Here is a 1766-nt window from a genome sequence, read left to right as displayed (position 1 = left end):
GTTTATCGTTTAATTGGCTCGTTAGAAGAAATGGACTTTTTACAAAAAACAGAAAAGGGAAAGTATCGTCTCGGAGTCGTTTTTTTACGATTTGGTCAACTTGTTTCACAAAGGTTATCCGTAAGAAATATTGCGATACCTTATATGAAAGAGCTTAGAGATAGTTTAGGGCAAGCAGTAAATTTAATTATTCAAGATGGTAATGATGCAATTTATGTTGAAAAAATGGAAGGAGCTCAGCCGGTACGTGTTTATACGGCGGTTGGAAGAAGGGCACCGCTTTATGCGGGTGCATGTCCGAGAATTTTGCTATCGTATTTTTCTGAGGAAGAGAAAAGAAAGTACATAGAGGAAACAGATTTAAAGCAGTTTGCGGATGGAACGATCGTGAATAAGGAGAATTTGTTAGAAGTATTACATATGGCGAAAAAAGAAGGGTACACAATTAGCTACTCTGAATTAGAAAATCATACAGCAGCTATAGCAGCACCAATTTTTGCAAGTGATGGAACGGTTGTAGCTGGCATTAGTATTTCGGGATTAGCAATTGAGTATAGCGAAAGTAACATTTCATATTTTACTGCGAAAGTGAAAGAAACAGCATACCGCATTTCGAAAGAACTCGGCTTTTGGGCATAGAAAGAGGGAGTGGGATGAAATTTTCTGCGTTAGGGGATCAAGCAATTATTGTTACATTTGGTGAAGAAATTGGGATGGATATATACGAAAAAGTACAACGATTATTTCAAGCGCTGAGGCGGCATCCGTTTGCAGGAATGGTTGAATGTGTTCCGTCGTTTACTTCATTAGCGGTGTACTACAATTTGTACGAAGTATGGAAGCAAAACGAGAGAAGTGAAAGGCCATATGATCACGTTTGCCAGTATATACAGGAGCTGTGTGATTCTTATAAAGAAGAAGTGAACCGAGATGTGAAACATATTTCTATACCGGTGTGTTACGGGGGAGAATATGGACCTGATTTAGAAGAGGTTGCGCATTATCAAGGCTTACAAGTAGAGGATGTTATTCGGATACATAGTGAAACAACATATTTCGTGTATATGTTAGGTTTTACACCTGGGTTCCCGTATTTAGGCGGGTTACCGAAAGAACTAGAAACACCTAGAAAAGAAACGCCGCGATTACAAATTGCTCCTGGTTCAGTAGGTATTGGCGGAAATCAAACAGGTATTTATCCGCTTGAAACACCAGGAGGCTGGAATATTATCGGCCGAACACCTATTTCTCTATTTAATCCAAAAGAAGAAACACCAACATATATTCAAAGTGGTATGTATTTACGATTTATACCAATAACAAAGGAAGAGTACGTATCGCTTGAGGGGGCTAAAGAATGGATGTAGAGGTTTTGCATGCAGGAATGTTTACAACAGTCCAAGATTTAGGACGATCTCATTATCAACAATACGGTGTACCTGTTGGCGGGGCTATGGATAAAAATGCGCTCAGGATGATTAATATGTTAGTAGGTAATGAGGAGAATGAGGCTGGACTCGAAATTACAATAATGGGACCTAAATTGTTAATCAAGAAAACGACTTTGCTCGCGATTGGTGGAGCAGATATGGAACCGTTGTTAAATGGAGAACGCATTCCATTATGGCGTCCCGTATTAGCTGAAGAAGGAAGCATGCTTTGTCTCGGAAAAGCGAAAAGCGGTTGCAGGGCGTATGTGACTTTTGCGGGTGGTATAAATATTGATCGTACGATGGGAAGTAAAAGTACTTACATACGTGCTGCTC

At 39.7% G+C, this 1766-nt stretch carries 3 protein-coding genes; all 3 read left to right on the top strand.

Going from position 1 to position 1766, the window contains the following annotated elements; genetic code table 11:
- Positions 1–639: IclR family transcriptional regulator (locus AC1DTM_RS25150; RefSeq protein WP_477001156.1), on the top strand; the 639-nt coding region annotated here is incomplete at its 5' end.
- A gap of 14 nt (positions 640–653) precedes the next feature.
- A complete protein-coding gene (pxpB, locus tag AC1DTM_RS25145) occupies positions 654–1367 on the top strand; it encodes a 5-oxoprolinase subunit PxpB (protein ID WP_002110625.1) in 714 nt (237 codons plus the stop codon).
- Positions 1358–1766: 5-oxoprolinase subunit C family protein (locus AC1DTM_RS25140; RefSeq protein ID WP_477001155.1), on the top strand; the 409-nt coding region annotated here is incomplete at its 3' end. The genes pxpB and AC1DTM_RS25140, both read left to right, overlap by 10 nt.

The sequence above is a fragment of the Bacillus sp. P4_D3 genome (assembly GCF_056401855.1).
The sequence above is the reverse complement of the archived record's forward strand: the minus strand, read 5'-3'. Positions and strand labels throughout refer to the sequence as shown.

Bases quoted from the DNA above. Each gene is read 5' to 3' on its own strand.
- pxpB (WP_002110625.1), top strand. From the start codon at position 654: ATGAAATTTTCTGCGTTAGGGGATCAAGCAATTATTGTTACATTTGGT.